The organism is Bradyrhizobium valentinum, from assembly GCF_001440405.1.
GTDB classification, from domain to species: Bacteria; Pseudomonadota; Alphaproteobacteria; order Rhizobiales; family Xanthobacteraceae; genus Bradyrhizobium; species Bradyrhizobium valentinum.
In genome coordinates this window covers 1-7,852 of record NZ_LLXX01000237.1, presented here as the reverse complement: position 1 = coordinate 7,852, position 7,852 = coordinate 1, and the positions used below count along the sequence as shown (strand labels likewise).

5 protein-coding genes are annotated in these 7,852 nt (G+C 60.9%); 2 read left to right on the top strand and 3 right to left on the bottom strand.

Features of this window, described 5'->3' with window-relative positions; translation table 11 throughout:
* The coding region (locus CP49_RS48495) for an ATP-dependent DNA helicase RecG (protein ID WP_245311124.1) at positions 1-1,278 on the top strand (1,278 nt) is incomplete at its 5' end.
* On the opposite strand, the gene CP49_RS40935 is transcribed toward CP49_RS48495, so the two are convergent.
* The 3 genes from CP49_RS40935 to glmS form a co-directional block, all read right to left on the bottom strand.
* Entirely contained in the window at positions 1,230-2,219 is a 990-nt protein-coding gene (locus tag CP49_RS40935) for a dihydrodipicolinate synthase family protein (RefSeq protein WP_082646498.1), read from the bottom strand. The genes CP49_RS48495 and CP49_RS40935 overlap by 49 nt on opposite strands.
* A gap of 117 nt (positions 2,220-2,336) precedes the next feature.
* On the bottom strand, positions 2,337-3,119 hold the full coding sequence (locus CP49_RS40930; RefSeq protein WP_057855751.1) for a DUF502 domain-containing protein: 783 nt from the start codon (positions 3,117-3,119) through the stop codon (positions 2,337-2,339).
* Between the two features lie 89 nt (positions 3,120-3,208).
* Positions 3,209-5,035 (bottom strand): glutamine--fructose-6-phosphate transaminase (isomerizing), encoded by a 1,827-nt coding sequence (gene glmS, locus CP49_RS40925; RefSeq protein WP_057855750.1) that lies wholly within the window; start codon positions 5,033-5,035, stop codon positions 3,209-3,211.
* 1,130 nt (positions 5,036-6,165) lie between these two features.
* Here glmS and CP49_RS44120 point away from each other — a divergent pair.
* Complete coding sequence (locus CP49_RS44120; RefSeq protein ID WP_082646497.1) at positions 6,166-7,773, top strand: ATP-binding cassette domain-containing protein; 1,608 nt, start codon at positions 6,166-6,168, stop codon at positions 7,771-7,773.
* Positions 7,774-7,852: the final 79 nt, after the last annotated feature.

Genomic DNA, 7,852 nt, shown 5'->3' with positions numbered 1-7,852 from the left:
GAGGCGATGGCCGCCATCGCCGAGGATCTGCGCCAGCCGGTGCGAATGCTGCGGCTGCTGCAAGGCGATGTCGGATCCGGCAAGACGGTCGTGGCGCTTCTCGCCGCCGCTGCGGTCGTCGAGGCCGGCAAGCAGGCCGCGCTGATGGCGCCGACCGAAATCCTTGCGCGCCAGCATATCAAGACCATCACGCCGCTGGCCGAACGCGCTGGCCTGCGGGTTGCGATCCTGACCGGCCGCGAGAAGGGCAAGGAGCGGCGCGAAATCTTAGGCCAACTCGAAGCGGGTGAGATCGATTTTCTGGTCGGCACCCATGCGCTGATCCAGGACGACGTGATCTTCAAGGCGCTGGCGCTTGCCGTAGTCGACGAGCAGCACCGCTTCGGCGTGCGCGAACGTCTGGCGCTGACCAACAAGGGCGAAGCGGTGGACGTACTGGTGCTGAGCGCAACGCCGATCCCTCGCACGCTAGTGCTCACCTATTTCGGCGACATGGATGTCTCCGAGCTGCGCGAGAAACCGGCCGGCCGCCAGCCGATCGACACCCGCGCGGTTCCGGCGAGCCGGCTCGACGAGGTGATCGACGCGGTCGGCCGCGCGCTGAAGGCCGGGAAACTGGTCTACTGGATCTGTCCGCTAGTCGAGGAATCCGAGGCCGAAGGCATCGAGCATCTCACCAACGCCACCGAGCGCTTCGAGCGGCTGCAGAAGCGGTTCGGCGACCGCGTCGGCCTGGTGCACGGGCAGATGAAGGGCGCAGACAAGGACCGGGTGATGGCGCAGTTCGCCGCCCACGAGATCGGCCTTCTGGTCGCGACCACCGTGGTCGAGGTCGGCGTCGACGTTCCGGCCGCCACCATCATGGTCATCGAAAACGCCGAGCGCTTCGGGCTCGCGCAGTTGCACCAGCTCCGCGGCCGGATCGGCCGCGGGTCGGAGTCTTCGACCTGCCTGCTGCTCTACAAGGAGCCGCTCGGCGAGATGTCGGCGGCGCGGCTGAAAGTGATCCGCGAAACCACCGACGGCTTCAGGATCGCCGAAGAGGACCTGAAGCTGCGCGGCGAAGGCGACGTGCTCGGCATCCGCCAGAGCGGACTGCCCGGCTATCGCATCGCCCGCTCCGACGTGCACGCCCAGCTCATCACGCAGGCGCGCGACGAGGCGCTGCGTATCATGAAGGACAATCCAAAGCTCAAGGGCGAGCGCGGCGAGGCGCTGCGCTGTCTGCTTTATCTGTATGAGCGCGATGAAGCCGTGCCGCTGATCGGTGCGGGATAAGTCTTGCTCGCATCAACCACGGCAATGCGCCGCCGGTAATGCTCGGTGCCCTCGACGATCTTGTCCAGCAGCGCGTCAAGCGCCCAGAACTTCTCGTGGATATCGAAGGTGACGGCGCGGCTGTCGGTGCAGGAGAACGTTCCGAGCCGCTGGTGGTAGAGCTTTGCGAGCTTCGGATAGCCCATCGCTTCGGCCATCGCCGACAGCGCAAGGTAGACGGAAAGTTCGTCCGCCAGCGCCGGATGGTTGGCGCTCTCGATCATCAGCCACTTGTAGAGGTCGGGATGAAAGTTCGTGAACACGCCGGTAAAGCCGCGCGAACCAACTTTCATCGCATCATAGGCAATCGCCGCATTGGCGTTGACGATGGCAAGCGGCGTGCCCCTGGTCAGCGCCACCCGGCGTTTCACCGTTGAAAGGTCGCAGGAGACGTCCTTGAGGATGACGAAGCGGCCGGTACCCGCGCAGAACTTCAGTTCGTCGTCGGTCAGCAGCCGGCGATAGGGCGCCGGGCACTCGTAGAGACCAAGGGGCACTTGCTTCGGCAGCCGCTCGAGCAGCCAGCTCAGATCGTCGATGAACTTGCTGCCGCCTTCCCTTTTGGTGTCGAGCCGGTTGGTGACCAGCACCATGCCGTCAACCCCGGTCGCGGCAATCGCGGTCAACTCGGCAAGCTGGTCGTCCAGGCTTTCGCTGATGTGGCCGGAAGCGATCACCGGGACGCGGCCCGCGGCGGCTTGTCTGACGAAAGCGGCAAGGCCAACCCGTTCGTCGAGACTGAGAAACTGCATCTCGCTAGACTGGCAGACCGCAAACAGCGCATCCGAGCCATTGTCGATGTACCATTCCACCAGCCGGCCGAGGCCCGGATAGTCGATCTGGCCGTTTGCGGTAAACGGCGTGATCATCACGGGAATGATGCCTTCGATCTTTTTGGTCATGGTTCGGCCTGTCTATTCGTCATTGCGAGCGCAGCGAAGCAATCCATCTTTCCGTGCATGAGGTGGCAATGGATTGCTTCGCTGCGCTCGCAATGACGGCGGAAAGAACGTCGCGCCCTACTCCACCTTCGCCTTCACCTTTGCCGGCTGCAGCGCAGCCGAATTCGCCACACGCGCCGCGTTCGCCATGCCGGCCAGCGCGGCGGCGCGTTTCTGCGGATCGGAGCCGGGCTGCACCACGCCTGCGGACATGATCAGCGTCGCGGCGTCTTCGGTGCTCATGTCGACTTCAATGATCTTGCTCTTCGGCACGTAGAAGAAGAAACCCGTGGTCGGGTTCGGCGCGCAGGGCAGGAAAACCGAGATGTGCTCTTCCTGGCCGGGAAGCTGGCTGGCGATGTTCACGCTCGGCGACTGCGAGATCAAAACGATCGACCACATGCCCGGCGAGGGAAACTCGACCAGGCCGACCTTGCGAAAGCTCGAGCCCTTGCCCGAGAACAGCGTCTCGAACACCTGCTTGAGGCCGCGATAGATCGCGCGGACCACCGGCATGCGGCCGAGCAGGCGTTCGCCGAGGTCGACCAGCGTGCGCCCGATCAGGTTGGCGGTGAGGAAACCAAGCAGCGTCAGCGCAACCACGGCGACGATCAGCCCCGAACCGGGCAGCCCGAACGGCAGGTAGGTTTCGGGACGGTAGACCGTCGGCACGAACGGACGGACCAGATTGTCGACCCAGTTCACGAACCACCAGGTCAAATAGAGCGTGATCGCGACCGGCCCTGCGACAATCAGTCCGGTCAGAAAATAGTTCCGGAAACGGGCCATCAGCCCGGCGTGGTGCGCCTCCGGCAGGGGTTCCTCCGGGGACGCGGTCGGGGGCAGTTCTTCGCGGTTCATCGTGGTTCCAGGTCGGAGCAGCCGGCTTGATCCAGCTAAGCCATCCTAGCAGGTTTTTGAAGACCCAGCGTGACAGTCGATTGACTTGACTATTCGACCGTTACCGATTTCGCAAGATTTCGCGGCTGATCCACGTCGGTGCCCATCACCACGGCGGTATGATAGGCCAGAAGCTGCACCGGGATGGCGTAGACCATCGGAGTGAACGCCGACGCCATGTCGGGCAGCACGATCGTGACCAGGGAATCGACGGTGGCTTCCGCGGCCCCCTTGGCGTCGGTCATCAGGATGATGTTGCCGCCGCGCGCCGCGACTTCCTGCATGTTGGAGACCGTCTTCTCGAACACCCGGTCGAACGGCGCGATCACCACCACCGGCATGTTCTCGTCGATCAGCGCGATCGGGCCGTGCTTGAGTTCGCCGGCGGCATAGCCCTCGGCATGGATGTAGGAAATTTCCTTCAGCTTCAGCGCGCCTTCCAGCGCCATCGGATAGCTGGTGCCGCGGCCGAGATAGAGCACGTCCTTCGATTTCGAGATGTCGCGCGCCAGCTTTTCGATCTGCGGTTCCAACGTCAGCGCCGCCGCCATCAGCCGCGGAATCTCGACGAGGCCGTGGACGAGTTTTGTTTCGTCCTCATCAGACAATTCGCCGCGCGCCTTGCCGGCCGCAACCGCGAGCGAGGCCAGCACCATCAACTGGCAGGTGAAGGCCTTGGTCGACGCGACGCCGATCTCGGGACCGGCCAGCGTCTGCAGCACGGTTTCGCTTTCGCGCGCAATCGTCGAAGTCGGCACGTTCACCACCGACAGGGTGTGAACGCCCTCGGCCTTGGCGTAGCGCAGCGCGGCCAGCGTGTCGGCGGTCTCGCCGGACTGCGAAATGAAGATCGCGAGATCGCCCTTGCGCAAGGGCGCCTCGCGGTAACGGAATTCGGAGGCGATATCGATTTCGACCGGCACGCGCGCCAGCCGCTCGAACCAGTATTTGGCGACATAGCCGGCATAGTTCGCAGTGCCGCAGGCCGTGATCGAAATGCGCTGGATGTCCTTGAAGTCGAACGGCAGCTGGACCGGCAAAGTGACGCGCTCGCTCGCCATGTCGACGTAGCGTGCCAGCGTGTGGCCGACCACTTCCGGCTGCTCGTGGATTTCCTTGGCCATGAAGTGGCGGTAGTTCGCCTTGTCGACCAGCGAGGTCGAGGCGCTGTGCTTGACCGCGTCGCGATGCACGATCGCGTTGTTCTTGTCGTAGACGGTCGCGCCCTTGCGCGTCAGCACCACCCAGTCGCCGTCCTCAAGATAGCTGATCGTATCGGTGAACGGCCCGAGCGCGATCGCATCCGAACCGAGGTACATTTCGCCGTCGCCGTGACCGATCGCCAGCGGCGGGCCGTTGCGCGCGCCGATCATCAGATCGTCGTCGCCGGCGAAGATGAACCCGAGCGCGAATGCGCCGCGCAGTTCCGACAGCGCCGCCCTCACCGCCTCGACCGGCTTGATGCCCTGCTGAAGCAGGCTGTCGACCAGGTGCAAGACGATCTCGGTATCGGTTTCGGTCTTGAAGACCGTCCCCTTCTTCTCGAGCGCCTGGCGCAACTCGCGGAAATTCTCGATGATGCCGTTGTGAACCACGGCGACGCGGTCGGTTCCATGCGGATGTGCGTTGTTCTCGGTCGGCTTGCCGTGGGTCGCCCAGCGGGTATGCCCGATGCCGGTGTGGCCCTTGAGCGGTTCGGCCTGCAGCCGCTTCTCCAGATTCTTCAGCTTGCCCTCGGCGCGGCGGCGCTCGAGGTGATCGCCCTCCAGCGTGGCGACGCCTGCGGAATCATAGCCGCGATATTCAAGGCGTTTGAGTGAGTCTACCAACAGCTCCGCGACCGGAGCTTTCCCAAGAATGCCGACAATGCCGCACATGCGGTTCAATTTCCCCAAATCGACGAATAGCGTCGCAACCCGCTAGTCTCTTAACGAGAAATGAAGTCCGACAGATACTCAATAATTGTTGCGTATTGAGACAGTCTTAAGCGGCAAGCTTCCCAATCTAACCCCTCATGGTGAGGAGCGCCAACGGGTCCGCGCGTAGCGCGGCCCGATGACAGGCTCCGCGCGTCTCGAACCATGAGGCCCGGTCTGTGGCCTGCATCCTTCGAGACGCCCGCTCCGCGGGCTCCTCAGGATGAGGATAAATGACCCCTGCCGCAATAGATCTAACGGGATTGACCTTGTCACATCCGCCAAGCCTTCGGACTACGGGTCCGCGATCTCGCGGCATGACCTGCCCGAGTTTTGGCCTTGGTTCCCCCGAAGAGAGGGAGCAGGGAATGCCGGATGCGCGCTGCACCCGCGGTCTCGTGTGCAATGGATAGAAGGAAACGCACACGAGCATACAGGTTCAGCGGAGGCAATCCGGCATTCCCTGCGCAATGGCTTTACGGCTTACTTCGCGCTCTTCCCGGCGACGAATTCCTCTTGTCACCGTCACCAGCGGATTGAGATTTGTCTAAGCCCGGTCGGGCCGACGCGTCTCCGCTGGCTTGACATCAGCCACGGATGCCAGAACCACACGACTTCGCCGTACGCAGCGCCCTCAACCGCCACTCCGACCCGACGAGATGCCGGCCGAAGTTCTGGCGAAGGCCTTGAAACGCCGGTCGTCTGCGCAAGCGTAAGATCACTCACGGGAGAACCCGCCCTGCGACCACGATCGCGCCCGACGCCGCTGCGTCCACTGCATCCAACCCCGCGTCCGTGACGATCGCGATACGCCCCTCTTGCCGGGGTGGATGGCCGGAGTGATAGCGGTGATTTGGCCATCGGCGAAAGCGGAATATTTTTCCGGATGAGACTGGACTGCTAGCATCAGGTTGATTTGGTTCAATAAATTAGCTTGAGCGCGCAGGACACGTCAGCCCCTGTGTGCCCCGACCTCATGCAGGCGTAGACCCGTGGAAATCGGAAAATGCCTCTCGACAGGTAGTTGCAGAGCAGGTTTTCTCCAACTTTGAGCTAGCCCTCCCGCTTACAGGCGCAAGTCAGAGGCAATAATGGGAATTGAATTTGAAGTACCACTAATGGATGGCAGTTCTCTCAAATTCAGTATGGAAGATGGGGAAGCCATTTTCATCCTCGGCGCCAACGGAACCGGCAAATCATCATTACTTCATCACTTCATCAGGCAACACGGCACACGGGCCCATCGAATCTCGGCCCACCGTCAGATGTGGTTCGAAGACGATGTCATTAATGTATCCGCAGTACAGCGATCGCAAATAAGAGCGAACGCGAGCAATTACGATCAGGACCCAAATTCTCGCATTCGAGATCCTTGGGCATCATCCCGTCCGAGCGCTGTTGTATTTGACTTGATGGACTCCGAGAACCTTCGTGCTCGAGAAATAACAGCGGCAATGGACCGTCGCGACGTAGATAAGGCGACGAAACTTTCGGAGAAAGCTGGACCTTTGCAGAGAGTCAACGACCTGTTTCGAGTCGCGAACCTGCCGATACAACTCGAATTTGCAGCAGGATCACAGGTTCGAGCTTCTCGTCAAGGAAGTCCTCACTTTAGCATATCGCGTCTTTCGGACGGCGAACGAAACGCGCTTCTAATCGCGTCGGACGTTCTGACGGCAAAGCCTGGCACCATTTTAATCATTGATGAGCCAGAACGGCATCTTCATCGATCGATATCTTCTCCGCTCCTGAGCGGTTTATTTGCCGAGCGACCGGACTGTTTGTTCGTAGTTTCCTCGCATGACGTTACGCTGGCCTCTGAATATTCACACTCCAAAATGCTGCTCTTAAGAGATTGTAAGTATAACGGCAGCGTACGCTGGGACGCCAACCTCCTTCCACCTAAAGAGATGATCGATGATCAGCTCAGGCTGGACATCTTGGGAGCTCGCAAAAAAGTACTCTTCGTTGAGGGCGACCCTCATAGTCTCGACAAGGGCCTTTATGCCTTGGTTTTTCCAAATGTATCGGTGATAGCCAAAGGGCCAAGTCGGAGCATACAACATGCCGTCTCGGCAATCCGCGCCTCATACGATTTGCACTGGCTTTGCCCCTTTGGGCTCGGCGACAACGACAACCGGACTGTTGAAGAAATAGCGTCCCTTGAGACGGAGTTCATCTACTCGCTACCTCATTATTCGGTCGAGTCGATCTACTACCACAGCGAGGTTCAGGGTCGAGTCGCGAGTCGCACAGGAGCATTAACTGGAGCCAATGCTCTTGAGTTGTTTAGCTCTGCGCGGGCCGCAGCTTTCGAGGCCCTTAGAGGACAGGGCAGACGCCTTAGCGAGCGTGCTATATTGTTGAAGCTTCGAGCGCAGGTAATGCAGCAACTGCCTCGCTCGGCGGACATTCAGCAAGGTACGCCCGTAAATATTTCAATCGATACTAGCGCTGCCGTTGCCGCTGAAGCCGCAAGGTTCGACTCTCTCCTCGCCAGCTCGAATCTCGAAGAACTCATTCGGCGCTACCCTGTTCGTGAGACTGCTGCTCTAAGCAACATCGCCAAACAGCTTGGGTTTCAAAGCCGCTCACAATACGAAAGTGCTGTGCGCAAGCTCTTGATCGACGACGCGGACGCGCTCGCTTTTGTCCGCGGCCTATTCGGCGAGTTACCTAGGGACCTTGATTCAGCGTGAGCGTAGAGCCTTCGATAGAGCAAGTAGATCCTATGGGGTGGCAGGTGGTCAGGGGTAAGCTGAGTTTGCGAGCACCCAG

Bases quoted from the DNA above. Each gene is read 5' to 3' on its own strand.
- CP49_RS40935 (WP_082646498.1), bottom strand. From the start codon at position 2,219: ATGACCAAAAAGATCGAAGGCATCATTCCCGTGATGATCACGCCGTTT.
- CP49_RS44120 (WP_082646497.1), top strand. From the start codon at position 6,166: ATGGGAATTGAATTTGAAGTACCACTAATGGATGGCAGTTCTCTCAAA.
- CP49_RS40930 (WP_057855751.1), bottom strand. From the start codon at position 3,119: ATGAACCGCGAAGAACTGCCCCCGACCGCGTCCCCGGAGGAACCCCTG.
- glmS (WP_057855750.1), bottom strand. From the start codon at position 5,035: ATGTGCGGCATTGTCGGCATTCTTGGGAAAGCTCCGGTCGCGGAGCTG.